Origin of the sequence: Rhodococcoides kyotonense (assembly GCF_001645385.1) — a bacterium.
Lineage (GTDB): Bacteria > Actinomycetota > Actinomycetes > Mycobacteriales > Mycobacteriaceae > Rhodococcoides > Rhodococcoides kyotonensis_B.
Window position 1 is genome coordinate 185,575 of sequence record NZ_LVHI01000032.1, and the last position, 24,057, is coordinate 209,631.

The window sequence follows — 24,057 nt, forward strand, 5'->3', positions numbered from 1 at the left end:
TCAGCCGTTCCCCTTCGGCTTGCGCAGCGCGAACACCAGCGCGCCGACGAACACCAGCCCGCCGACGACCAGGAACGGCCACAGCGGAATGCTGCTGCCGCCGTCCTCGGAATCGGCCTCGGCCGACGCGTCGGCCGGAGCGCCAGGAGTGCCCGATCCTTCCGTGGTCAGCGTGAACGTGCGGGTTCCGCTGATCGGATGGCCGTCGGCGGACGTGACCCGGTACGCCAGCGTGTAGTCGCCGACGGGACCGAGTTCGCCGACGTCGACGACGATGCTCTGCCCTTCGATGCGCGGGTCGCCCTTGGACCACAGGTTGCCGTCGGGGCCGACGACGTTGAGTGTCGCGAACTGCGACTGCGGGACCTCGTTGAAGCTGATCGACATCTGCGCGGGACCCTCGGCGATGGACGAACCGTCCTCGGGTGTCGAACCGGTGACGATCGAATGCGCGGATGCTGCCGGCGCTCCGAGGATCAGTGCCGCCAGCGCGAGCAGCGTGACTGTCAGCGACCTCATGACCGGCGGCCCCTGATGGCTGCGCCGAGGCCGAGTGCGGCACCGAGCGCGCCGAGGACGAGCGCGACGCCTGCGATCCAGCGGGCGGTGTTGTCCGAGGAGGACGTCGACGACGCTTCGGTACTTGTCTCCGACGTGGTGGCGGCACCGTGACCGCCGTGCTCGGAGCCGCTCGCGGCGGCCAGGGAGAGCATCGGCGCCGGGTGCTCGGGTTCCTCGCTGCCGGTCGTCTCCTCCGTCCACTCGACGACCTGGCCGTCGTCGTAGGTCTGGACGGCGGGGAACGACACGGTGTCTTCCTCGGGCAGCGGGCCTGCGGACAGCAGGAACTGCTGGAACTGGCCTGGGCCGACCTCGGATCCCGGCTGCGCCGTCCACGTGACGGCAGTGGCGAGGCCGTCGCCGTTCTTGTCGACGGTGGCCGTCCACCCCGGAATCGGCTGTGTGCGAGCCGAATTCAGATCCGGAAGTTCGACGCGCAATGACGTGGTCGCGGCCGTGTCCGATTCGGTCGGAACGCGGAAGGTGAGGACGGTGTAGCCGCCCTGCTCGGCGCCGGGAGCCACGACCGACACGTGGGCCGACGCAGCGCCCGCGCCGACGACGAGGGCGACCGATGTGGCGCCCGCGACGATCGAGGCACGACGAATGAAGCTGTTCATGATGAATCCTTCTCGATGACGTAAGTGAAGTGAAGTGGAGGTTCACTTACTTCGGCGGACCACGCCTCGAGATGGTCGTCGTGAACGGACGCTGCGGAACGTGCAGATACGCCGCAGCCCCGACCCGGCCGGGTGCGGACGTGTCGGGAAGGGGGAGTGGGGGATCGAGGACTGCACGGACGATCGACGTGACGGGTCCGTAGAGACGCTCGGCGGCATGGACGAGCGCTCCGCCGACGACGGCTGCGACGAGGTGGAACGCGAGCATCGGCGGTCTCGGCAACAGCGAGTGCGCGTGCGCCGTCTCGTGAACGTTGCCGACCGTCAGCGCGACGTGCGCCGCGAGCTGGCCGAGTGCGAGCCCACCGAGTAGCAGTGCGGCGTGGGTTCGGCCGTGCCTCGGACTCGGTACGGCGACGAGCGTCCCGACGCCGATGCCGACGATCACCAGGAACACGAACGACGACCCGGCAGGAAAGCCGCCGCCTGCGAGCCCGTGCGCCGCGACGGCGGTGGTCACGACGAGTGCGCCGACGGCTCCGCCACGGAGGGAGGAGGCCGTCGACGTCATGACGGGACTAGCGAACGCCGAGACGCGCGAGCAGGTCGGCTTCGATGCCGTCGAGCTCGGCGGAGATAGCGTGGTGTGCAGCCTTGCGACGCGGAGCAGGCATCTGCTCGGACGTGCGGACCGCGGTGCCGAGGTCGCTCAGGCGCTGGCTGATGGCGTCGGCGAACTTGCGCGTCTCCGCGTCGCCGGAGTGCGACGCGGTGACCTGGGCGAGCGATTTCTCGGCGCCGGCGATGCGTGCGCTGAGCTTCGCGCCGTAGCCGGTGAATTCGCCGAGCTCGGACGGGCTGACACCGAGTTTGGTGGCCTTGCGATCGTCCAGACGGCCGCGAACGACCGACGCCACGCGATAGGCGATGGGCGTCAGAACCGGGACGAGGACGCGTGCGATACCGATGTACTTGCGTACCTGGGCTGCATTGAACGAGCCCTGCGCCGCCGCCTTCTGCTGCGCCTTCAGCGTCGCGACCTGCGCCTTTTCGACGTTCTTCTGCGACTTGGCCTCGACGGCGTTCAGCTTGCGCTGCGCCTTCGCGATGGACTTCAGCTGCTTGCGTTCGTTCTTCGCGCCGAGCTTCGCTTCCAAGGCGGCCTTGTGTTTGAGCGCCTTCGCCTCGGCCCTGCGGGTGGCACGACCCTTGCGCTTACCGAACAAACCCATCGACGAGGCCCCTTACGTCAGCATTTCCGTACGAACGACAGCCTATCCGTAACGCTTGCGGGGTGGCGCCCGGAGCCGGTGTCGGTGTATGGACATAGGCTCGTGCCCGTGAACAGTCGACGCGCCACGCGCACCGAGGCATCGGTACTCATCGATGCCGGGTGCCTCACTCGGTGCAGGCATCGACTGTATCTGGACACCGCCTATTCGGCCCTGCTGCGTGACGAACCCGAGAATCCGGGTGTGCGTCAACGGCGTGAGGCAGCGCAGGCGCATCGCGAGGCCATTCGGTCGACGCTGTCGGCGCAACTCGACGGATGGGTCGACATCGACGCGCCCGATGCAGCGTCGTCGGCGAATCGAACGATGGACGCGTGTCGGCGCGGCGCCCCGTGGATCTGGAATGCGGTGCTGCCCCTCGATCGAGACGCAGGTCGACGCGGCCGCAGTGAGTTGCTGATGCTCGATCCGGCCGGCGAGGGCTACATCCCGATCATCGTCGTCAATCACAAGGTCACCGACCCCGGTCGTGGTGCCACGACGTCGCCGCTGACCGAATGGGCACCCGTCGTCGACGAGACCCGCAAGGTGCGCAGTCAACTGCGCGACCAGCTCAGGCTCGCGCACCTGTACCGAATGCTCGACGCGCAGGGCCTCGCGAGTCCGACGGCCACCGGCGGTGCCATCGGATATCGCGCCGAGTGCATCCTCGTCCACGACCTGAATTCGGTGTTCGCAGAATACGATTCGCGTTTCGCGGACCGCCTCGCCGTCGCGCGGGGTGAGAGCGTCACGGTGCCGTCGAAGGTCAGTGAATGCCGCGCGTGCCCGTGGTGGTCGGACTGCCTGCCGCAGCTCGAGGCAACGCGGGACGTCAGTCTGGTGGCGTCGGGCGGACGGGCCGAGGCGCTGCGCGAGCAGAACGTGTACACCGTCGACGAGCTCGCGAGCTGGGACGGCCCCGAGCCCGAGAACTGGCCGTTCGGCAGTTTCGACGACGCCGTGGCCGCTGCGGCGGCATGGCGGGCCGACGTTCCGCTGCTGCGTCGGACCGAGCACGTCACCGTGCATCGCGCGGACGTCGAGGTCGACGTCGACATGGAGAGCTACCAGGAACACGGCGCGTACCTGTGGGGCACGCTGCTGACCGAGCGGGGTGGCCCCGAGCCCGTCTATCGCGGGTTCGTGACGTGGGATCCGCTGCCCACCGTCGACGAGGGCAGGTCGTTCGCCGAGTTCTGGTCGTGGCTGACGACCGTACGCGCCGACGCGGCTGCACAGGGGAAAACCTTTGCCGCGTACTGCTATTCGCGTCAGGCCGAGGACAAGTGGTTGCTCGATTCCGCGCGACGCTTCGGCGACGTCCCCGGCGTGCCGACGGAGGCGGAGATCCGCGAGTTCATCGACAGCGAGCAGTGGGTCGACATCTACCAGGCGGTCAGCGATCAGTTCATCTGCCCGAACGGCAAGGGGCTCAAGAAGATCGCTCCCGTCGCCGGATTCACGTGGCGTGACCCCGAAGCGGGCGGCGAGGCGTCGATGGGGTGGTACCGGGAAGCCGTCGGCTACGACGCGGAACCGGACCTCACGCAGCGCAAGAGGTTGCTGGTGTACAACGAGGACGACGTACAGGCCACGAAGGTGTTGCGCGAGTGGATGACCGACCGCGCGGACGCCGAGATCCCGACGCTGGAGGCGTTGCGCGCGCAGGCGTGAGGGATTGCCGTCGCCCCCCACGGCATCGATGGACCGCGGCAACCGTCTATCGGCTGCCACGGTCCATCGATGCGATCGGGTTGGGGAAACTACCGCGGCGCCATGCGGATCGCGCCGTCCATGCGGATGGTCTCGCCGTTGAGGTAGTCGTGCTCGGCGATCATCTGCACCAGCTGCGCGTATTCGGCGGGCTGAGCGAGGCGCGACGGGAACGGCACGCTTGCTTCGAGGCCCTTACGGTACTCCTCGGTGACGCCGGCGAGCATCGGGGTGTCGACGATGCCGGGTGCGATCGTGTTGACGCGGATGCCGACCTGCGCGAGGTCACGCGCCGCGGTGATCGTCATCGCGTGCACGCCACCCTTCGAGGCGGTGTAGGCGATCTGACCGATCTGACCCTCGAACGCCGCGACGGAGGCGGTGTTGACGACGACGCCGCGCTGGCCCGAGTCGTCGACCGTCGGCAGCGACTGCATGCGGTTCGCGGCCAGGCGCATGACGTTGAACGTGCCCAGCAGGTTGATGGTGATGACCGTGCGGAAGAGCTCGAGGTCGTGCGGGCCCTTCTTCGACAGGATGCGGCCGGCCCAGCCGACACCTGCGCAGTTGACGACGATGCGCAGCGGGACGCCTGCGCCGGTGATCGTGTCGAGGGCTGCCTCGACCTCTTCTTCGCTGGTGACGTCGGCGGGGATCAGCGTGACCCCGTCCGGAACGTTGTCACCTGCGCGTTCGATGGACTGCGCCAGATCGAGGCCGAACACGGTGGCACCCGCCCCCGCGAGTCGTGCGGCCGTCGCGGCACCGAGGCCCGACGCGCCTCCTGTGACCAGAGCTGCTGTTCCCGAAATCTCCACTGACGAATCCCCTTCGCTGGTCGTGCCCGGTAATGCTCTCGCCCTGCACCATAACTGGGACGTCCAAGCATTGGTGCGGCGCCCGCCACATCCCGAATCGGTCCAGCTGCGAGTCACATCGGTTACGGGATGCGGGACGACCCGTCGTGCGCGTACTCGACGCGGTAGGTCGACTCCGGGGAATCGACGAGCATCGTCGCGAGCACCGGTCGACCGGGCGGGAGCAACCGAATGGTGGCCGAGCCGCTCTCGAGGTCGTCGAGGTACCGGGCGGCCGACGTCACGATGGTCGCGCGCACCTCGTCGGGCAGGTCCCCGTCGGCATGGTCGTCGAGAAGCACGACGCCGACGCCGCGTCGCCGCGCGGCACGCACCGAATCCTGCAGGACGGGGTCGACGAGACGACGCGCACGCAGCGAATCACGCAGATCCGCTTCGAGGACGACGCACGCCATCGCCTCCTCGTAGTCGAGATTTGGCCCGGTGACGGCACGTTCGAGCAGGGGGCGTGCCAGCGCATCGAGGCGTTCCAGCTGGGCGTCGCGTTCGTCGAGGACGGCAGCGGCAGCGGCCTGAGCGGCGATGCGCTCGGTGGACTGCCTCCGCAGCTCGAAGATGGAGCGTCCGAGCGGTCTGATGGTGAACGCGAAGAACGTCGCCATCAGTAGCGGGGCAGCGTTGATCAAGCTGTAGGACAACCCGTAGTGCGCGCCCTGACCGGTCTGCACGGCCCACAGCACGGTGATGCCCACCGACATCAAAAGGCCGAGCCATGCCAGCGGTGTCCGGCCGCGCACGCACATGAACGTGTACATCACGACCGACATGCCCAGCGGCCAGGTCTGAAGCGCACTGGTCAGCGGCACGGGGACGGCAGCGAAGACCAGCGCGCAGGTGATCGGGCCGACGGCCGCCAACGCCACGGCGGGCAGTCGGGGTAGCGGGTCGCCCGGAGTCATGACGACGCCCAGCGCGCCGGCCGCGGTGACACACGCGGCCACCAGGACCGGCCAGACGGGGTCGACGCCGTCGAGCGTCGACAAGGCGCACGTGACAGCGGCGAGTGTGTAGAAGCCGACGAACCAGTACGCGGCGCGCGACCGGATGCCGATGAGGTCACGGATGTCCTCGCCGTCGTGCTCGTTCATTGCTGTGCCCATGACAGCTGAACGGTTGTGCCGGCGCCGGGAGCCGATTCGAGCCGTGAGGAACCACCGGCAAGACTCTTCATTCGGCCGTGGATGCTGACGGCGATGCCGAGGCGGTGCGGCGGGACGTGCGCCGGATCGAATCCGGAACCGTCGTCGCGCACCACGACGTCGAGGAGTCCGTCGTCGACGCGGATGGCGACCGCGCGGGTGGCGTCGTCGCCGCCGTGTCGGACGCTGTTCCGGACGGCCTCCGACACGGCCGCGCCGAGCGTGCGCACGGCGTCGGCCGAGAAGCGTCCGCTGTCGGCCGCCCCGACGGTGACGGTGACGGTGATGTGTTCGTCGACAGTCGTTGCGGCAGAACGTAGATGGGCGACGGTTTCGCTCGCGTCGAATTCGGTGACGACCGCGTGTGCGCGTAGCGAATCCAATTGCGCGAGAGTGCGTTTCGCTTGCTGAACGACCCCGTCGGTGCGTCCTTGCCTGGCGACCGCGAGCAGGGTGGACAACACGCCGTCGTGAATCAGAGCGTCGAAGCGCTCGCGTTCGACCGCTCGTGCGCTGACGGCTGCCGTCGCGGATACCTGCCGGTGGGTGGCGTCGATGGTCGCGTCGAGAATGCGGGCCGTCCTGAAAGCACCGATGGTTGCGGCGAGGAACACCGAGCACAGGACGAGTGCGAAGACCAATTCCGCGAACAACGGCGCATCGACGAGAGTCGATCGAAGTGCGTACTGACCGATCTGGACCGACGACACGGCCGCTGCCAGATAGGCGAACGCGAGCCAGCCAGGAAACGCGCACCCGGCTGCGAGTCCTGCAACACCGGGGAAGGTCGCCAGCGGCATACCGTTCATGTCCGGGGTGCCGTTCCATGCGAACCACCACGTCAGTGCCGCTGCCAGGTACGTGACAGATGCTGTGGCAGCCGCGATTCGAACCCATGTCGCGTCCGGGGCGACCGACGCGGCGGCCATGGCCAGCCCGGTGCCGAAGACGGCGACGGTGCTGGTGGGTGTCCACCACGACGCGGTGAACGATGCTGTGCGAACGATTTCCGGAAACAGCATCACGAGGTAGATCAGATAGCCGGCTGCGATGAAGCGGGCGAACGTGCGAAGCAGTCGATCCGACGACGAATGCTCACCCGTGCCGTCACGGTCGGTCGTCATGCATCCCCGTCCCTCGTCTCGGCGGACGAGTGTACGGCGGTGACTACTTGTCGTTCAACACGTTCTGCTGTTCGAACGACACCTCGTCGCGGTTCTTTCGGCGACGGGTGGCGGCGATCGCGATCCACGCGATGACCGAGACCACGAACACGACGGCTGCACCGATCGCCGGAGCCGCGGTCTCCGGCATGACGCCGTCGAAGAACAGGGAGACACCGAAGACGAAGAACAGAACCGCCGCACCGATGCGAATGAAGTTCTCGGGCAAGTGTTTACCGAGGACGGCTCCGACGACGATGGCCAGCGCATCGGCGGCGACCATGCCGACCGTCGAGCCGATCCAGACGCCGAACCAGTTGTTGTCGGCGGCCAGGGTAACCGTCGCGAGCATCGTCTTGTCGCCGAGCTCGGCGAGGAGGAACGCGGATGCGATAGCGATGAATGCCGAGCGTCCGACCTTCGACGCCTTCTCGCCTTCCTCGTCGGACAGCGAATCGCCTCGCAGCGTCCACAATCCGAAGATCACGAACGCGATGCCCGCGACGATCGAGACGATGTGGGTGGGGATCGACAGGCCGAGGAAGTGGCCGACGGCGACCGAGACCAGGTGGGTGACGGCGGTAGCAGCCGTGATTCCGCCGATGACGACGTACCACTTGTAGCGCAACGCGAACGTCATGGCCATCAACTGGGACTTGTCGCCGAGCTCGGCGACGAAGATGACAGCGAAGCTGAGGAACAGGGCGGACAGCACGGGGTGAGACTCCTTCGGTCGTCTTCTCTGACCGAAGGTCTCGCCCACCGCCTGTCTCGAGACGGTTCACTGTGCCGGGCTGCGCATCGATCCGCGCTGCCAGTATGTCGACACAGCAATTGGGGGCTACTCCCCTTCGCTGCGGTCCAGATTAGGAGGGGGTTCGTGAAAAGTCCAACGGCACAATAAGTTTGGGATCCCGAACTTACGCGTTCGGGCCCAGGTCACGACGCCAGGAGCATGGCCAAAACAGCGGTGTCGGGATCGCTGATCGGGTCGAGGCCGACCCTGCTGACCATCGACGTGACGGTACCGTCGGATTCCGCTTCGACCCAGGCAGCACGGTGTTCGAGGCCCAGGTGCGGCAAGCCCGGCAACAGAACGCATCCCGACGCGGCCCCGGCGCACTCCGGCAGGCTCGGAGTGGTCTCGGACGGCGGATGCAGCATCAGAAGGGCCGCCGGCTGATGGTCCGCGAAGCGACCGGGTGTGACAGCCGTCTCACCGATGACGGTGCCTTCGGACACGACGAGTCCGACGGTTCCGGGCGCCGGGTCGTCGGGAAGCTCTTCTCGAACGCCGAACACGGTGGACGTGACGAGCAGACCCGGCATGGACGCGACGCGCACGGCCAACGCGAGGAACTGTGCCCACTCTTTCGTCGTGTCGGGCCAGCGGCCCGAGACGACGAAGCCCTGCAGGATGCCTGCGGCATGGAAGGGGGAGATGCCGATGAGATCACGGTCGTTCATGTCGCACTCCTCGCGCGGGATCAGCCCAGAAAAATCCGGTACGCCACGTTGGGTACGACCAACTGTGGCCCGAAACCGTTCTGGCACACAAGATGGTGTGAGTGCTAACGGTTTTTCGGGCCTACCCCCGAACGCATCGATGGGCCGTGGCAACCGTCTGTCGGCTGCCACGGCCCATCGATGCGAAAAGGCTTACGGAAGAACGCTTACGGGAAGATCAGGCCCGGGGTCTTCGACGTCGCTGCCTCGAAGCGAGCCTGGACGTCGGCCCAGTTGACGACGTTCCAGAATGCCTTGACATAGTCGGCCTTGACGTTCTTGTACTGCAGGTAGAAGGCGTGCTCCCACATGTCGACCTGCAGCAGCGGGATGATGCCCAGCGGCACGTTGGCCTGCTGATCGTAGAGCTGGAAGGTGAGCAGCTTCTTGCCGAGCGAGTCCCATCCGAGAACTGCCCAGCCCGAGCCCTGCAGGCCGTTGGCTGCGGCGGTGAACTGTGCGCGGAACTTGTCGAACGAACCGAACTGATCGTCGATCGCAGCGCCGAGTTCGCCGGTCGGCTTGTCGCCACCGTTCGGGGAGAGGTTCTTCCACCAAATGGAGTGGTTGACGTGTCCGCCGAGGTGGAACGCGAGGTTCTTCTCGAGCAGGAAGATGGCGCCGTGGTCCTCGTTGTCGCGTGCAGCGGCAAGCTTCTCGAGGGCGGTGTTGGCGCCGGCAACGTAGGTTGCGTGGTGCTTGGAGTGGTGCAGTTCGTTGATCTCGCCCGAGATGTGGGGCTCGAGGGCGGAGTAGTCGAAGTCAAGGTCGGGCAGGGTGTACTCGGACACGTGTTTCCCTTCTCTTTCGGCGCGACGCAAAACTGCAGGCGTACGCCTTCTGTTGATCATTCGTCAGGTTCAACCCAATATCATTCCTACCCCTAGTGCAACACCTGTAACCGAGACGCATTTCTCGGAATAAAAACGCGCCCACGCGACGCACGGCTCGGCGCTCGTCTCGGCACCCGGGAAGGTCACGGCAAGATCACAGCCCGGCGTCAGGATTCGTCCGGTAAGTGAACAGGAACCTAGTATTGCCCGCGTGGGTCCGGTGGGAAGGTCGAGCGAGCGTGCCGACGCGCGACCCTCGGTCGTCGCCCCCAGGGTCGAACTCGCGGGCGCTGACCTGCTTCGGACCATCGCGGTCTTCGCGGTCCTCTATTCGCACATCTCGTTCTATCTGATCGACGACCGCGGCGAAGGCTGGTGGGTCATCGACGTCGTCTACGCGACGCTCGTGCAGGAGACCGGTCTCAACCAACACCTGTCGTTCGTCGGCGTCGCGATCTTCATGCTGCTGACGGGCTTGCTCGTCACGCGCTCGGCGATGCGGCAGTCGCGTCGGGACTTCGCCGTCAGCAGGCTCGCGCGGCTGCTCCCCGCGCTGTGGGTGAGCGTCGCCGCGGCGATCGTGTTGGTTCGGCTCGGGATCAACGGCATGTTCAGCGGTCAGAACGGCATCAGCAATTCCGAGGCAGCGCTGAGCTTCGTGCTCGGTGGCTTCTTCCTGAAGCCCGAGGTCGCGGTACTCGGCGTCACGTGGACGCTGACCGTTCAGTTGCTGTTCTACCTCTACTGCTCGGCTGTTCGCGGCGTGCTGCGCCGGTATCCGGTGGTTGTGCCGCTGATGGGCGCGGCCCTGTGCGTCGTCGTGCTGCTCTACAACTTCTACATTCCGCAGCCGTGGTCGGTGCCGATGCTGTCCAAGATCGCCGCGACGCTACCGACGCTGTTCCTCGGGCAGATCATCTACCTCGGGTGGGCGCGGATCATCGGCTGGCGGTGGGTCGTCGTCGCCGTCATCGCGCAGGCCGAGGTGGTGCGCCTCGCGACGGACATCCACGCCTACTGGGCAGGCGACAAGTACATGTGGACGATCGTCGTCGTGACCGGACTGGTTCTGGTCCTGGCCCGGTACGACGGCCGCGTCGCCCAGTGGGAAGTCGTACGCTGGATCGGCACCCGCAGCTACGCGATCTACCTGGTCCATACGCTGATTCTCTACCGAGTCTACGAGAACGTCGTCCCGATCACCGGGCCCACCGGGGCCGTCGTCGCGTTCGTCGCCGTCACCGCAGTGGTGTCCGAAGCCGTCTACCGATGGGTCGAGACGCCCGCCGCCCGCTGGTTGAACGGGCGGCTACGCCGCCCCGTGAGTGGCAATGCATAGAGGGCTATGCATTGCCACTCACGAGTCAGCGAAGCTGCGGCATGACCTCCGACGCCACCAGCTCGAGATGATCCAGGTCGCTCAGGTCCAGCATCTGTAGATACACCCGCGACGCACCGATCTCGCCGTAGCGGCCGATCTTGTCGACCAGCTCGGCAGGCGAACCCGCGGCACCGTTCTCGCGCAGTTCGGGCACCTCACGGCCGATGGCGGCCGCGCGTCGGGCAACGTCCTCCTCGGTCTTTCCGCAGCACAGCACGAGCGCCGTCGAATACGCGAGGGATTCGGGATCACGGCCGGCCGTCGTGCACGCGGCGCGAACGCGGCCGAACTGCGTGTCCGTGTCGTCGAGCGAGGCGAACGGGATGTTGAACTCGTCGGCGTACTTCGCTGCCAACGCAGGCGTGCGCTTCTTGCCGCCACCACCGATCAGGATCGGAGGTCGCGGACTCTGTACCGGCTTGGGCAGCGCGGGCGAATCGGCGACGGGATAGTGCTTGCCGTCGTACGAGAACGTGTCGCCGACGGGCGTCTCCCACAGCCCGGTGATGACGGCGAGCTGCTCTTCCAACCGATCGAATCGCTCACCGAGCGGTGGGAACGGGATGCCGTACGCGGTGTGCTCTTCTTCGAACCATCCGGCGCCGAGACCGAGGTCGACGCGGCCGCCGCTCATCGCGTCGACCTGCGCGACACTGATCGCCAGCGGTCCCGGGTAGCGGAAAGTCGCCGACGTCACCAGCGTCCCCAACCGGATCGCCGAGGTCTCGCGGGCGATGCCGGCGAGCGTGATCCACGCGTCCGTCGGACCGGGCAGTCCTTCGGCGTTCATGGCCAGGAAGTGGTCGGAGCGGAAGAACGCGCCGTAGCCGAGGTCCTCGGCGGTGCGAGCGACGCGCAGAAGGTCGTCGTACGTCGCCCCCTGCTGTGGTTCGGTGAAGATGCGAAGTTCGATACTCGATGAGGCCATGCTTCGAATCCTAGAAGAGAGGCCGCTCGACGCCTGTGGATGAAAACCGTCGGATTCCCCGTTTCTGTGGAATGTCCTGTGGAAACTGTGGATAACGCGGCTGTGGGGTGGCAGGTCACGGCGACTGCGTGACAAGATCGGGGAGTGTCTGCTCCGGATCGCCCTTCCGTGCCCGCCGCCGAACTGCCTCTCGAACTGACCGAACCGGTGGTTCTCCTCGACGTCCGCGAGGACGACGAATGGCAGCAAGGGCATGCGCCCGGCGCAGTGCACATCCCGATGACCGAAGTTCCGTCGCGGATCGGCGAAATCGACATCGATGCCGAGCTGTACGTCGTGTGCAGGCAGGGCGGCCGTTCGCTGCGCGTCGTCGAGTATCTCCAGCAGATCGGATACGACGCGGTCAACGTCGACGACGGCATGGTCGGCTGGCAGGTCGCGGGCCGGCCTCTCGTGCGTGACGACGGCGCCGACGACGCAAAGATCTTCTAGTGTCCGCATTCCAGGTCTGCGCCCGCTGTGCCACACGGTGGCCCGTCGGGACTGCGCCTGCGGTGTGGTGCCCGCGATGCCATGGAGTTCTGCTGTCACCGGTGTCGGCTCAGGCCCCTGCGCAGGGCATTCGCAACTTCAAGTGGGTTGCGCGCACACCGAGAAGCGGGGCCAGGCCGCCGCGTCGCACGGTCCGCCGTCCGAGGACGACACCGCGGTACGACGAGATGCCGCGCTGGGGACTGCTGGACCACCCGGTTTCCCGGCCCGACGACCACGTCTCCCGGCTGGACCGGTGGGCTCGGTCGGCGTCGGGACTGCTCGTTCTGACCGGGGCGCTGCTGCTGCTCGCGTTCGTGGCCGAGCTCGTCCGCTACGGAATTCTGCTGTACAACCGGACGCGTCTGATCGACCGCACGGTACTCGTCACGTCCGACGCTCTCGTTCTGTTCGCCGAGGTCTCGGCAATCGTCATCGGTATCGCGGCTGCTGTCGCGTCGACCTGCTGGCTCGTGAAACGCCGTCGTGACTTCTATGCGCGGGCGGGATCCCGCGATCCACGCAGCGGCCGGACGATTTTTCTCGGGTGCCTGGTTCCGGTTGTGTCGCTGGTTCTGCCGGGCGTCTTTCTCACCGAACTGGTCGACGTCCGAGGCCGTAGCGACCGACATCGGCTGCGAATGCTGGTTCGTCTCTGGTGGGCGAGCTGGACCGTGAACTGGGTCTTGATTCTCGGCGCGGCGCTGTGGCGCACCCGCGATTCCCTGCAAGCACAGGCCGACGGCGTGCTGTTCTCCGCACTGTTGGCCCTCGTCGGCGCAGGCATGGCGTTTTTCACTCTGCGGCTCGTGCGCGACGTCGAGAGTCGCAGCTTGCGTGGTGCGGACAGGCCCGCGCCGACGCGGTGGGTCGTGGACACCTCGCGTAAGACCGAACCCGCGCGCGACGAGGTGACCGCGTCATGACGTCGGGACGCCGTGGACCGTTCGTCGTCGCCCATCGCGGCGCGTCGGCGGAGAAGAAGGAACACACGCTTGCCGCGTACGATCTCGCGCTGCGCGAAGGTGCCGACGGGCTCGAATGCGACGTCAGGTTGACCCGGGACGGGCACATCGTCTGTGTGCACGACCGCCGCGTCGACCGCACCTCCAACGGCACCGGCATCGTAAGCGAACTGTCGTACGACACGCTCAAGACGTTCGACTACGGCGACGACAGCGAGCCGGCGGAACTGTTGACCCTGTCCGACCTGATCGAGCTGGTGCTCAGCTGGACCAGCAAGCCCACCAAGCTGTTCATCGAGACCAAGCATCCTGTGCGATTCGGCAGCCTGATCGAGGCGAAGGTGCTGGCCGAGCTGCATCGTTTCGGTCTCGCGCAACCGGCATCCGCGGATCATTCGCGTGCGGTCATCATGTCGTTCGCGCCGTCCGCCGTCTGGCGAATCCGCCGCTCGGCGCCGTTGCTTCCGACGGTTCTGCTGGGCGACGCGTCGTACTACCTCGGTGGCGGCGCGGCGACGACCGTAGGTGCGACCGCCGTCGGCCCGTCGATTGCCACGTTGCGCGAGCGTCCGAGCATCGTCGATCGGGCGGCCGCGTCGGGACGTGCGACGTACTGCTGGACGGTCGACGAGAAGGACGACGTCGAACTGTGCAGGCAACTCGGTGTGGGGTGGATCGCGACGAACAATCCGGGCCGGACTCGCGAATGGCTGGAGGCGGGAGTGGAGCCTGCGGAATGACCTGGGTGGAGGCATAGCGTGTAAGTTTCGGGCGTGGGTAAGAGCAAAAGAAACAGTGGTCCGAAGCAGGGCAGCAACCGAGCCGCGCTGCTGGCGCAGCGTGAGGCCGACCGTCGGAACGCGGCTGCCGCGCCGGTACGCCCGTTCCAAGGTGTCGCTGCCGAGTGCGATCTCGTCGCGCTACGTGAATTCGTGCCGTCGGCTACTGCGCCCGTCGAGGTCGACGGCCGTACGGTGACGATCGCGACGGTTCTTCCCGGTGCGGTCGCGGCGTTGACGCGCGACGAGGATGGTGCGACGAAAGGCTATGCGGCGCTGCAGGTTCAGGCGCATTCGCCGAACGTCGCAGCCGATCTGTCGAGCGCGTTGCGGTGGGCTGCGGGTGCCGAGGCGGGTGAGTCGCTCGAAGCAGCGAATCCCGACGGGAACACGGCGCCGATCGGCGAGGTTCTGGGTTCCGTCGGCGAGCTCGACATCACCGTGCACCAGGACTTCAACTGGTGGATTCCCGAAAGCGCCTCTCCTGCACCCGATGTCGCAGCGACCGTCGAACGCGCCAACCAGGCGATCATGCCGTCGGCACGCTTGGAAGGCGAGGGCCTGGTGGCGGCGTGGTGGGTCGACGCGGGTGACAAGGCGCATCTGAGGTGGGTGCGGCCGGAGAGCGAGGACGATCTGATGCTCGCGCTGGCTCGGCTGCACGCGGCAGGCGATCTGTCGCTGGGTGAGGGGTCTCGCTATGCGGGATCGTTCCGAACGCACGGTCTGCTCGTGCCGGTGTTCGATCTGGATCCCGAGATGCATCCGACCGAATGGGCTACGCCGACAATCGAATTCGGCGCGAAGCTGTCCGAGGCCCTGGCCGACGATGCGCCGCTGACCTCGGAGCAGCGACGCTCACGTGACGGATTGCGTTCTCGTCAGGTCACATTGCGTTAGGCGCTTCGCGCATGTGAGTGGGAATGTACAGCCCGCTCTACATTCCCACTCACGAGCGCCGGAGGCACATCAGATCGCGCCGCCGGCAGCCTTCGGTGCGCCGGTGTCGGAGGGCACGTTGTTGCTGTACTCGCGGGCGACGAACTGCTCGAGATCGAACAGGTTGTGGCCGGCGCGATCCGCGACGTTCAGCAGCGTCTTCATGCTGGCGACCTCTTCGACCTGCTCCTTGAGGAACCACTGCATGAACTGCTCGCCGAGGTAGTCGCCCTCTTCGCGTGCGGTGCTCGCGAGGTTGACGATCTGCTCGGTGACGGTCTCTTCCTGCGCCAGGGCGAGGGCGATCGGCTCGCGTGCGTCGGTGAAGACGGTCTTCGCGGCGTCGACTCCGGTGAGCTCGACGGTGATGTCGCGGTCCAGGAAGTACTGGATGATCATCATCGCGTGGTTGCGCTCTTCGACGGCCTGCGCATAGAAGTGCTTTGCCAGCTGCGGCAGGTCGACGTTCGCGAAATACACGGCGGTCGCAATGTATTGATGCGAGGCATTGAATTCGTTGCGAACCTGATCGCGAAGAAGTGCGTGGAATTTCGAGTGGGTCGTTTCCTTGATGTCTGCGCTCATGGCGACGAGAATATGCTGGTCAGAGGGCGTTGTCATCCAAGCTCGGCCTTATTGAGGTCAACGTTCCCTAAATAAGACCCGCCTAATTCTTTACCTCTACCAGCGAAAACAGGTCATACGGTTCCTGCCTGTTTCGGGGCGTTCGTGCCGCGGCTCTTCCGCGTGACGCTTTCGCGCGCCACGTATTGCTCCACGTCGAAGAAGTCGGTACCGGCTCGGTGCACGATCCGTACGAGGCTGCGGATGCTCGCTACCTCCTCGACCTGCTCCTGCAGGAACCAGTGGACGAACTGCTCACCGAGGTAATCCCCGCCTTCACGCGCCGACTGCGCCAGTGCGGTGATCTGGTCGGTGACGGTCTCCTCCTGGCGCAACGCGAGTTCGACGGCCTCGCCGACCGTAGCGAATTCGGACGCCACGTCCCCGATGGGCGGCACGACGACCGAGACTTTTCTGTCGATGAGGTACCGAACCATCATCAACGCATGGCCACGCTCCTCGGTCGCCTGCGCGTAGAACCGTCGCGCCAGCTGCGGTAGATCGTTGCAGTCGAACCAGACCGCCATGGCGACGTACTGCTGCGACGCCGTGAACTCGTGGCCGATCTGCTCTCGCAGGAGTTCGTGAAAGCCGTTGGAGGACATGGAAGTAACGCTACTCCTACGGCCCCGAAGTGCGAAGCTCCTCCGGAATCTGACGGTCCTGTGCCAGCGCGTCGAAGAACTGCGACGCGCGATCGTCGTCCCACAACAGCACGTTTCCGACGTCGGAATCCTCGAATCCGCCGACCGGCACGGTGGTCGTGACGAGGTCACCGCGCATCGCCCACGCGAGACCGGCGAGATTCCAGATGTGGTCACCTTCGGCGACGCTCATCGACGACGCGGTGTCCTTCACGAGCGGCCACAGCCGAAGCGGATTGAGGAAGGTCGACGGGCTCGTCGCCTTCGCCAACAGGGCCGACATGAACTGACGCTGGTTGTTCATCCGGTCGAGGTCGGCGAGGGCCGTCGCACGCGACCGCACGAAACCGAGCGCCTCCGACCCGGCGAGTTCCTGACAGCCGGCCGGGAGGTCGATGCCGGCGAGCGGGTCGGAGATTGCGTTCTGCAGGCAGACGTCCACACCGCCGATGGCGTCGACGATGCCCGCGAACCCGCCGAATCCGATCTCGGCGTAGTGGTCGATGTGGACGCCCGTGGCTTCCTCGACCGTCTGGACCAGCAGCGGCGGGCCACCGAACGCGAACGACGCGTTCAGCTTGTCCTGTCCGTAACCGGGGATCGACACGTAGGAGTCTCGCGGCAGGCTGACCATCGTCGACGGCCCGCCTCCCTCGGGGATGTGAATCATGATGATCGTGTCGGTGCGGCTCGGCCCGACCTCGCCACCCGTCGCGAGCGCCGTTTCCTGCTCGGGCGTGAGCCCGGTGCGACTGTCGGATCCGACGAGCAGCCAGTTGGTGCCGGGAGTGTCGCCGACGCGGCCGCTGTACTCAGGAAGTGCGTCGACGCGTGTCAGGGAGCTGTCGACGTAGTAGACGAGGCCGCCGAGGGCGAGAAGTAGGACGAGGAACGTCACGCCGAACCGTCGACCCCAGTGTCGTTTCCTGCGCGCACGCGGCGGCGTCGGTCTTGCCGGGGGTGGCGGTGCCCCGCGACGAGGGGGCTCACGACGGGGTGGTTCACGGCGCGGTGGCTGGCGGCGCGGGGGTTCGTCGACGTACGGCTGCGGGGTCTGCCGTGGCGCGTACTGCACGCCCTGCTGATCGTTACGTGAGTAGCTTCGGGTTGGGTTGGGTCCTCGGGACAACGCATCGGGCTCGGGCGCCTGCGACCAGGCCTGTGGCCCGCTCGGGCCGGGACGCGGCGCCGACGGGCGGCCGTCGCGTCGGATGATCTGGGTGCCTTCCGGGGACGGACCGTCGGGCCTGCGCGGCGGCGGCATGCGGCCGGGAGGTGGGTTCCTCGGCGGCGGGGGCCGGTAGCCGGGTGGGGGAGGAACTCGGCGCGGCGGTGGTGGGCCCTGCCTGGGGTTCCCCCGGTTCCGCTGGTCGTCGTTCACGATGTGACTGTACCCAGGGAGTGGAGCCTGCAGGAATGACCGGAGGGCGAGGAGTGGAGCCTGCAGGAATGAGCGGAGATTTTCACGGTAGCCACGAGAGTTGGTTTCTCAGGGCTGTGTATCCGACGAACGCGATGATGTCGATCACCGCGTGAGCGATGAGCAGCGGCCACAACCGGCCGGTCTTCTGCCAGTACCGGCCGAACACGAGACCCATCGCGACGTTGCCGATTCCGCCGCCGAGGCCCTGGTAGAGGTGGTAGGACCCGCGCAGCAGGGCCGAGGCGAGCAGGGATGCGTTCTCGGAGACGCCGAGGCGTCGTAGCCGCGAGATCAGGTAGGCGACGACGATGATCTCTTCGGCGCCCGAGTTGGCGAAGGCGTAGCCGACGAGAGCCGGAACACGCCACCAGTGGTCGTCGATCGCACTGGGGACGACGGTGAGGTTCAGGCCCAGTGCGTTGGCGACGAGGTACAGCGCGAGCCCCGGAATGCCGATGAGCGCGGCCAGACCGACCCCGTGGAGCAGGTCGGGCCGAACGCGGGGTTTCGCGAGACCGATCAGCTTCGGTCCGAGCCCGGCACGCCACAGCAGATACAGGCCGAGCGCACCCCACGCGCACAGGCGGAGAATGCGCAGAACCTGGTAGAGCAGGTCGATGATGCCGAGGCTCGAGCTCGACGTGTTCAGTGCGACGGTCTGATCCGACAGACTGCCTGCGAGCAGCGCGTCCTCGACGAGGGACAGCATGCTGCTGAGTCCGCTGAGCCCGAACGTCACCAGTAGGACGATCGCTATCTCGATCTTGATCGCACGTCGCTCGGACGGTTCCAGCGGAGGGCCGGTAGTCGGCGACGGCGGATTGAGCCAGCTCTTGACGTCGATCACGAAGGCAAGTCTGCCTCGTGCGACTCAACTCCTGGCGCGCAGTCCGTTCAGAAACGGGCATCCCGCGAGGACGCGGAGTGCTCGGCTCAGCGACATCGTGTCGTCCACGGGCTCGGCGAAACCGAGTCGAACGTCGTTGTCTCCGTAGTCGCTTTCGATGCGCAACCGGATGCCGTAGCGGTCGATGCCCAGTGGGCGGATGCGTCCTTGCCGCAGCGACGGGGGGAGGCGTCGGGCAAGCTGGTTGACGAGGTCGGTGTGATCCTCGTCGAGATGCTGCAGCCAGCTGGTTTCCATCTCCCAGAACGGATCCGGCTCGGCTGCGAGCAGATCGTCGACGGCAACGGGCTCGGCGCCCGTACTGTCGGCGACGACGGCCGACGACATGATCAGGCGAAGAAGTACGGTGCTGTGTCCGACGTCGAGCAGCGACGGGTGTGGATGTTCGGCGGCGACCGCCCCGGCCATCGGGCGCATGAGCGACTCGGGAACGGGACGCAGCTCGCCGCGCAACCACACCAGCGATCGGACCGGCTCGCGTAGTGCCAGTGGCGCGTGATCGGTCAGTTCGAGCACGGCCGGAACTCCTGCGCGGGACGATTGCCACGCGATGGACCCCATGGGCGAGTCCATCGGCACCGCGAGGACCACCTCACCGTTGGAGCGCAGATGATGCATCGTGGTGACCACGGGTTCGCTGCCCTCGATGGCGAGTGCAGCACCCTCCGCACGCGCACATGCGCTGCGAACGCGTTCGGCGGTGGACGGTCCGTTGGTGGTAGCGCCGAGCATGGGCTTCCTCCGATGCGTGGGATACGAGGTGAGGCAAACCTAAGTTAGTCCACACTTCCTTGGACCGCAAGTGCAGCGGGCGGTCTAGCGTGTAGACGGTGTCCATTCCCTTGACGCTGGGCGTACCGCACCGGCCCGACCCGAACGCGCTCGTCGCAGGCCTCCTGCAGCAGCGATACCCCGCGTCCACCGGCGGCGAGAGGGCGATCACGGCAGGTCCCGTCGTCGTTCCGGCCTCCGTCCTGCTGGGTCTGGACGACGACGTGCAGCTCGGTCGCGTGGTCGTGGAGCTCGACGTGGATCCGGACCGGCTGCGCGACAGCCGCGCGTCGTACGAGGTCGTGCGGTACACGGTGAACGTCGATGACGACACCCTTCCCGACGCGCTCGCGCTGCGGCTGCCGTCGCCCGTCGTCCTCTATCCCGAATTGTCCGACGCGTCGGCGCTGGACACCGTGACCGCGATCGTCGACGCTCACCGCACCCCGGGCATCGCGGCCTGGCAGCCCCCGCGTCATATCGCCGACGTGCTTGCCGTCGTCGCGCATTCCGAGGTCGGATTCACCGCGCGGGCCCGGTCGGGTGCCGACGCGATCGCCGTCGTCGCGGCCACCGTCGCCGCGCTGCGTGGCGACGACATTCCTGCCGCGCTGGCTGATCCCGACGTCGCGGCCTTGGCGGCACTGCGCCCCGAGGCGGCAGATGCCGTCCGTACCGTGTTGCTCGGCATCGAGGTGGACGACGCATCGGCCGCGCATCGCGAACTGGACGCGGCGGGTTTGATCCGCACGGATTCGCTGGGGACGTAATCTGGCAGTCGTGCCTAGAATCGCGTACTTCGGCCCGTCGGGAACGTTCACCGAAATGGCGCTCGGCCAGTTGGAGGCCGCAGGCGTCCTCGATTCACTCGGATTCGGCCAGGACATCGAACGTGTCCCGTACGGAAGTCAGCCGGCAGCGTTGCAGGCCGTGCGCGACGGCGAAGCGGCTGCCGCGGTGGTCCCCATCGAGAGCTCGGTCGAAGGTTCGGTTCCTCCGACGCTCGACGCGTTGGCTGCGTCCAGCCGGTTGCAGATCATCGCCGAGACCGAGATCGACGTCGCCTTCTCGATACTCGGGCGGCCGGGAATCGCGCTCGACGACGTGAAGTCGGTCCGCGCGTATCCCATTGCGGCAGCGCAGGTTAGAGAATGGCTGGAGCGAAGGATCCCGGACGCCGAGGTGCAGTTCGCGTCGTCGAACGCGGGTGCGGCAGAGGACGTTGCTGCCGGTCTCGCCGACGCGGCCGTCTCGACGTCCCTCGCCGGGGAGAGGCTGGGACTGCCGTCCCTGGCCGACGGCGTCGCCGACGTGGACACGGCTCGCACCCGCTTCGTGCTGGTCAGCCCGCCGCGGCCTGCGCCCGCCCCCACCGGAGCGGACCGCACCGCGCTGGTGTTGATGCCCGACAACGTGCCCGGTGTGCTGCAGTCCGCCCTCGCCGAGTTCGGACTTCGCGACATCGACCTGACCCGCATCGAATCACGGCCCACCCGAAAGGAATTCGGGACCTACAGGTTCTTCGTCGACTGCGCCGGCCACATCGAGGACCCGATCGTGGCCGAAGCCCTCGGCGCCCTGCATCGCAAGATGACTCTTCGATTTCTCGGATCCTGGCCCGTCGCGACGGGAACAGGAAGCACGCCGCCTTCGTTGGACGAGCAGATCGGATGGTTGGAGCGACTGCGCGAGGGCAAGTCGGACGACGGGCAAGGCGGATAGATGACGGGCAAGTTGATACTGGTACGGCACGGTCAGACGTTCGCGAACGTCGAGAAACGCCTCGACACCCTCCCGCCCGGCGCAGCACTGACCGACCTCGGACACGAACAGGCCAAGCGCTTCGGCGACGCACTCGTCGCGACGCCCCCGAGTGTCCTGGTCTCGTCGGTGGCGTTGCGTGCGCGACAGACCGCCGAACACATCGCCAAGGCCACGTCCGTCCCTGCCCAGGAACGTGACGGTATCCAGGAGACGTTCGTCGGTGAGTGGGAGGACCGCACCGACAAGGAAGCACACGACGCCTTCACGGCGATCTACGGCAAGTGGCAGGCCGGCGACCTCGACGCGCAGGCTCCCGGCGGGGACAGCGGACGGTCCATCTTGGGCCGTTACGTGCCGGTGCTCGAATCACTGCGCGACGAGTACCTGACCGACGTGGATGCTCCCGACGTGGTCGTGGTCAGTCACGGTGCCGCCATTCGCCTGGTGGGCGCGGTGTTGGGAGGCGTCGACGGTGAGTTCGCCGCCGACAATCACCTGAACAACACCGAGACCGTCGAACTGGTGCCGACGCCAGGCGGTGGCTGGACCTGCGTCCGCTGGGGCACGTTCCTGCCGCCGTTCGCAGGCAAGGGAAGTCACGTCGCGGACAACCCGATCAGCTGACGCCCGACGCATCCGCTCGCTGAGCCATGTCGGTGAGCGCCGACCTGATGCGCGCATCGGAACCGGGCGCGAACGACGTCCATCGCCGACCGTCTGCGGCGGTGCTCGTGGTCGCGACGAGGCGACCCCGTGGAGTGTCGAACACGGCGATCGGGTGCGGATCGGTAGCGCTGGTTCCGAAATTCGTTGTCGTGCAAGTCATTTCAATGTGTGCGGTGCATGTGGCGAGAGCCGACGCGATGTCCACGGCTGCGGAACGGTCGATACCGAGACTCGCTAGACGGTCGGCAGTGGCTCCGGCGTCGGTCGGGCTGGCATCGAGGCCCTCGGCGAGAGTGTCGGTAGGCGCGGAGACTCCTACGAAGTCCATGGCAGGCTCACTCCCGACGGCATCGAGCACGTCACGCGCTGGATCGGCGACGGTGGCGCGGATGGTGAGAAGGCCGGATCGGCGTACCGCGATCACCGAACCGGACTCGTTTGCGGCCCGGCAGACCCGAGTGATCGAACCGGTGCCGTACGGGCGCGGAACCAGCCGGGCCGCGATGTACCAGGTGGGACGCTCGAGAGTGCGCAGCCACGCCTCCAGATCCGGAAGTACGTGATCGTCGCTGACCACTCCGTGTCCGACGAGCCCCGCACGCCCACGAACCAGCGCGGCCTGCCGATCCGCGGCCGCGTCGAAACGCGGGAAGACGTCGAGCACGACGGGCAGTTCGGCGATGCCGAGCCGTTCGACGAGGTAATCCAAGCAATCGTCGTCGAGCTCGACGAACGGTAGGCCGTGGCCGACAGGTCGCGTTCCCAAGTCGATCAACGACCGTTCCGATCACCGGGTCGTTCCGCAGGCTCCACTCCTGCCGGTTCGGCGCCGATGACGGACGGCGCCACCGTACGTCCGTCCGCGAAGTGCTCGAACTGCTCGAGGTAATCGGGGGTGTCGTGCTCGTCGTCTCCGTCGTCGGCGCGAGCTCCCGCCATCGGGGCGCCCGCATGACCACCGCGAGTGGTGGCGGCCGCGTCGAGCGGTCCTGTCCCTGGGCCTCCGGAGAGAGTGCTGCCGAACATGTTTCGTTCGGTGCCGGAGAGTTGTCCGGTGACGCTTCCTGGCGCTCCTGCCGGAAGGCGTGAACCTCCGAGCGACCCACCGCTCGAGCCGAGGCCCGAAAGGCCGCCGCGGCCAACGGAATTCGACGACACCGCCCGCGTCCGAACCGGTGCACCGGCGTCTCCCCGGGTGGCTGCCTGCATCGGTGCGGGAGACTGGGATGTGCCCTGAGTGGCGCTCATCAGCGACGACACCGCTGCGCCGCCGAGGTTGGTTGCCGCAGAGGCGACCGTCGTGACCGACGATCCGACGACGGTACCTGCCGTGCTCGCGGCCTGTCCGATTGCGCCTGCTACGGCCGGATTCTGTACTGCCGCAGTGACTGCCGCGATGGCGGCCTGCGCGGGGGACGTGCGTGCACCGAACCCGAACACTCCGGATTCCTCGTAGGACGTGGCGCCGTCGATGGATGTCGATGCCCGCGACGATGCACCCGAGGCGTCGACGACGATCTCGGGTGGGCTGTCGAACGAGACCGGAACGGCGAGTGGCGTCGTCGCAGCTTCGTAGGCCTCCATGACGAGACCTGCTCGGACGTCGAGGACGCGGGCGGTGGCTTCGAGTGCCGCGGCGCTTCCGTTGAGTGCTCCGCCGGTGCCGTACGCGGCGACCTTGGCGGATTCCACCGCGGCGATCTCGACCGGGTTCGGCATCGCGACGGTGGCCGTCGTGTAGGCCGCAGCCTCACCTGCTGCGTGGATTCCGACGTCGGCTGCCTTGACGGCCGACGCCTGTGCCCACGCGGAGAACGCACCGAGCCTGGCCTGCGCTGCGTCGGCGGTCGAGCCCTCCCACCCGGCTGCGAGGATCGCCATCACGCGGGTGACGGTGACCGCTGCGTCCGTGTACGCAGCGGCAACCGACTGCCACACGCCCGACGCCGCCGCCAGCGGTGCAGGCCCGGCCCCGGCCAACAGCGTCGTCGAATTGACCATTGCCGTGCGGGGCAACCACACGACTCCTGTCACTCCCAGCGTCATCG

At 67.0% G+C, this 24,057-nt stretch carries 27 protein-coding genes; 9 read left to right on the plus strand and 18 right to left on the minus strand.

Translation table 11 applies throughout. The features are described from left to right. The 4 genes from A3K89_RS20445 to A3K89_RS20460 are packed head-to-tail and all read right to left on the minus strand — an operon-like array spanning position 1 to position 2,413. Positions 1-519, minus strand: coding sequence for a copper resistance CopC family protein (locus A3K89_RS20445; protein ID WP_068429877.1), 519 nt, complete (start codon positions 517-519; stop codon positions 1-3). Further along, entirely contained in the window at positions 516-1,181 is a 666-nt protein-coding gene (locus A3K89_RS20450) for a YcnI family copper-binding membrane protein (protein WP_068429878.1), read from the minus strand. The genes A3K89_RS20445 and A3K89_RS20450 overlap by 4 nt, the downstream gene beginning before the upstream one ends. A gap of 46 nt (positions 1,182-1,227) precedes the next feature. Continuing rightward, entirely contained in the window at positions 1,228-1,752 is a 525-nt protein-coding gene (locus A3K89_RS20455) for a hypothetical protein (RefSeq protein WP_068429879.1), read from the minus strand. Between the two features lie 7 nt (positions 1,753-1,759). Beyond that, positions 1,760-2,413 carry a DUF6474 family protein gene (locus A3K89_RS20460; protein WP_068429880.1) on the minus strand — a complete coding sequence of 218 codons (654 nt, stop codon included), beginning with the start codon at positions 2,411-2,413 and terminating at the stop codon, positions 1,760-1,762. Positions 2,414-2,515: 102 nt separating this feature from the next. On the opposite strand from A3K89_RS20460, the gene A3K89_RS20465 reads away from it, so the two are divergent. Then, complete coding sequence (locus tag A3K89_RS20465; protein WP_068429881.1) at positions 2,516-4,129, plus strand: TM0106 family RecB-like putative nuclease; 1,614 nt, start codon at positions 2,516-2,518, stop codon at positions 4,127-4,129. 89 nt (positions 4,130-4,218) lie between these two features. On the opposite strand, the gene A3K89_RS20470 is transcribed toward A3K89_RS20465, so the two are convergent. From A3K89_RS20470 to A3K89_RS20495, 6 genes are all read right to left on the minus strand, one after another. Next, positions 4,219-4,986, minus strand: a complete 768-nt coding sequence (locus tag A3K89_RS20470; RefSeq protein ID WP_068429885.1) for an SDR family NAD(P)-dependent oxidoreductase — start codon at positions 4,984-4,986, stop codon at positions 4,219-4,221. A gap of 122 nt (positions 4,987-5,108) precedes the next feature. Beyond that, positions 5,109-6,146, minus strand: coding sequence for a phosphatidylserine/phosphatidylglycerophosphate/cardiolipin synthase family protein (locus A3K89_RS20475; RefSeq protein WP_068429886.1), 1,038 nt, complete (start codon positions 6,144-6,146; stop codon positions 5,109-5,111). Next, positions 6,131-7,309 (minus strand): sensor histidine kinase, encoded by a 1,179-nt coding sequence (locus A3K89_RS20480; RefSeq protein ID WP_068429887.1) that lies wholly within the window; start codon positions 7,307-7,309, stop codon positions 6,131-6,133. Before A3K89_RS20480 ends, A3K89_RS20475 begins: the two co-directional genes overlap by 16 nt. A 43-nt stretch (positions 7,310-7,352) precedes the next feature. Beyond that, the gene (locus tag A3K89_RS20485; protein ID WP_068429888.1) at positions 7,353-8,063 is read right to left on the minus strand and encodes a TMEM165/GDT1 family protein; all 711 of its coding nucleotides are present in this window, start codon (positions 8,061-8,063) and stop codon (positions 7,353-7,355) included. 224 nt (positions 8,064-8,287) lie between these two features. Continuing rightward, the gene (locus tag A3K89_RS20490) at positions 8,288-8,815 is read right to left on the minus strand and encodes a peptidase (protein ID WP_068429889.1); all 528 of its coding nucleotides are present in this window, start codon (positions 8,813-8,815) and stop codon (positions 8,288-8,290) included. A gap of 206 nt (positions 8,816-9,021) precedes the next feature. Further along, the gene (locus tag A3K89_RS20495; protein WP_068429890.1) at positions 9,022-9,645 is read right to left on the minus strand and encodes a superoxide dismutase; all 624 of its coding nucleotides are present in this window, start codon (positions 9,643-9,645) and stop codon (positions 9,022-9,024) included. A 262-nt stretch (positions 9,646-9,907) separates the two neighbouring features. Between A3K89_RS20495 and A3K89_RS20500 the strand changes: the two genes are divergently transcribed. Continuing rightward, positions 9,908-11,026, plus strand: coding sequence for an acyltransferase family protein (locus A3K89_RS20500; protein WP_371828819.1), 1,119 nt, complete (start codon positions 9,908-9,910; stop codon positions 11,024-11,026). A 25-nt stretch (positions 11,027-11,051) separates the two neighbouring features. On the opposite strand, the gene A3K89_RS20505 is transcribed toward A3K89_RS20500, so the two are convergent. Next, entirely contained in the window at positions 11,052-11,981 is a 930-nt protein-coding gene (locus tag A3K89_RS20505) for an LLM class F420-dependent oxidoreductase (protein ID WP_068430120.1), read from the minus strand. Between the two features lie 159 nt (positions 11,982-12,140). Between A3K89_RS20505 and A3K89_RS20510 the strand changes: the two genes are divergently transcribed. The 4 genes from A3K89_RS20510 to A3K89_RS20525 all read left to right on the plus strand — a co-directional run bounded on the left by A3K89_RS20510 (position 12,141) and on the right by A3K89_RS20525 (position 15,171). Beyond that, positions 12,141-12,488 (plus strand): rhodanese-like domain-containing protein, encoded by a 348-nt coding sequence (locus A3K89_RS20510; RefSeq protein ID WP_068429894.1) that lies wholly within the window; start codon positions 12,141-12,143, stop codon positions 12,486-12,488. Positions 12,489-12,589: 101 nt separating this feature from the next. After that, positions 12,590-13,453, plus strand: coding sequence for a DUF4328 domain-containing protein (locus A3K89_RS20515; RefSeq protein WP_217266277.1), 864 nt, complete (start codon positions 12,590-12,592; stop codon positions 13,451-13,453). Beyond that, positions 13,450-14,232, plus strand: coding sequence for a glycerophosphodiester phosphodiesterase (locus A3K89_RS20520; RefSeq protein WP_068429898.1), 783 nt, complete (start codon positions 13,450-13,452; stop codon positions 14,230-14,232). The genes A3K89_RS20515 and A3K89_RS20520 overlap by 4 nt, the downstream gene beginning before the upstream one ends. A 33-nt stretch (positions 14,233-14,265) precedes the next feature. Further along, positions 14,266-15,171, plus strand: coding sequence for a DUF5926 family protein (locus A3K89_RS20525; RefSeq protein WP_068429900.1), 906 nt, complete (start codon positions 14,266-14,268; stop codon positions 15,169-15,171). Positions 15,172-15,240: 69 nt separating this feature from the next. Here A3K89_RS20525 and A3K89_RS20530 read toward each other — a convergent pair whose 3' ends face one another. The 5 genes from A3K89_RS20530 to A3K89_RS20550 all read right to left on the minus strand — a co-directional run bounded on the left by A3K89_RS20530 (position 15,241) and on the right by A3K89_RS20550 (position 19,540). After that, positions 15,241-15,795: a ferritin gene (locus A3K89_RS20530; RefSeq protein ID WP_068429902.1), complete on the minus strand. Its 555-nt coding sequence runs from the start codon at positions 15,793-15,795 to the stop codon at positions 15,241-15,243. Positions 15,796-15,908: 113 nt separating this feature from the next. Continuing rightward, positions 15,909-16,439, minus strand: a complete 531-nt coding sequence (locus A3K89_RS20535; protein ID WP_068429904.1) for a ferritin — start codon at positions 16,437-16,439, stop codon at positions 15,909-15,911. Positions 16,440-16,455: 16 nt separating this feature from the next. Further along, entirely contained in the window at positions 16,456-17,694 is a 1,239-nt protein-coding gene (locus A3K89_RS20540; protein WP_254303609.1) for an LCP family protein, read from the minus strand. Positions 17,695-17,941: 247 nt separating this feature from the next. Further along, on the minus strand, positions 17,942-18,748 hold the full coding sequence (locus A3K89_RS20545; protein ID WP_068429907.1) for a CPBP family intramembrane glutamic endopeptidase: 807 nt from the start codon (positions 18,746-18,748) through the stop codon (positions 17,942-17,944). Positions 18,749-18,772: 24 nt separating this feature from the next. Continuing rightward, complete coding sequence (locus tag A3K89_RS20550; protein ID WP_068429909.1) at positions 18,773-19,540, minus strand: DUF2470 domain-containing protein; 768 nt, start codon at positions 19,538-19,540, stop codon at positions 18,773-18,775. A 98-nt stretch (positions 19,541-19,638) separates the two neighbouring features. Here A3K89_RS20550 and A3K89_RS20555 point away from each other — a divergent pair, with 98 nt between their 5' ends. The 3 genes from A3K89_RS20555 to A3K89_RS20565 are packed head-to-tail and all read left to right on the plus strand — an operon-like array spanning position 19,639 to position 21,967. Further along, on the plus strand, positions 19,639-20,349 hold the full coding sequence (locus A3K89_RS20555) for a hypothetical protein (protein WP_068429911.1): 711 nt from the start codon (positions 19,639-19,641) through the stop codon (positions 20,347-20,349). 10 nt (positions 20,350-20,359) lie between these two features. Then, entirely contained in the window at positions 20,360-21,301 is a 942-nt protein-coding gene (pheA, locus tag A3K89_RS20560; protein ID WP_068429914.1) for a prephenate dehydratase, read from the plus strand. Then, positions 21,302-21,967, plus strand: a complete 666-nt coding sequence (locus tag A3K89_RS20565) for a histidine phosphatase family protein (protein WP_068429919.1) — start codon at positions 21,302-21,304, stop codon at positions 21,965-21,967. Here the strand turns inward: A3K89_RS20565 and A3K89_RS20570 are convergent. Continuing rightward, a complete protein-coding gene (locus tag A3K89_RS20570) occupies positions 21,960-22,784 on the minus strand; it encodes an ESX secretion-associated protein EspG (RefSeq protein ID WP_068429924.1) in 825 nt (274 codons plus the stop codon). The two genes, A3K89_RS20565 and A3K89_RS20570, sit on opposite strands and share 8 nt — an antisense overlap. After that, positions 22,781-24,055: a PPE domain-containing protein gene (locus A3K89_RS20575; protein ID WP_068429928.1), complete on the minus strand. Its 1,275-nt coding sequence runs from the start codon at positions 24,053-24,055 to the stop codon at positions 22,781-22,783. Before A3K89_RS20575 ends, A3K89_RS20570 begins: the two co-directional genes overlap by 4 nt. Between the last annotated feature and the right edge of the window lie 2 nt (positions 24,056-24,057).